The organism is Kineococcus vitellinus (assembly GCF_009906315.1).
GTDB classification, from domain to species: Bacteria; Actinomycetota; Actinomycetes; order Actinomycetales; family Kineococcaceae; genus Kineococcus; species Kineococcus vitellinus.
This window is the reverse complement of sequence record NZ_JAAALL010000665.1, coordinates 1-435: the sequence shown is the minus strand read 5'-3', so window position 1 is coordinate 435 and position 435 is coordinate 1. Positions and strand designations below refer to the sequence as shown.

At 84.8% G+C, this 435-nt stretch carries 1 protein-coding gene; it reads left to right on the top strand.

What is annotated here, in order from left to right:
- The coding region (locus tag GTQ99_RS24005) for an aldehyde dehydrogenase family protein (protein ID WP_166618116.1) at nucleotides 1-435 on the top strand (435 nt) is incomplete at both ends.

Here is a 435-nt window from a genome sequence, read left to right as displayed (position 1 = left end):
CTGCTGCGCCCCCGCCCGGCCGCGGCCGCCGGCGCCGCCCGGCTCGCGGCGCTGCTGGAGGAGGCCGGCCTGCCGCCCGGGCTCGTGGCCACCGCACCGGGCGCCGACGCCGCGACCGACGCGCGGCTGTGGGCCCACCGCGAGCTCGTGGCCGTGCGCGCCGACGGCGGCGCCCAGGAGCTGCGCGCCCTCGCGCTGGCGCTGGCCCCGGCCGGCGTCCCGCTCGTGGGGCGCACCGACGGCCCCGCCGTCCACGTCGTGCTGGCCGGCGCCGACCTCGCGGCCGTGCTGCCCGTGCTGCTGGCCGCCGTCGCCGGCGGCGCCCACGAGCACCCCGGGGGGACCCGCGTGCTCGTGGCCCGCGGCCTCGCGGACACCCTCGTGCGGCGGCTGGGCCCCGCGGTGCGGCGCCTGCGCGTGGGCGACCCCCTGGAG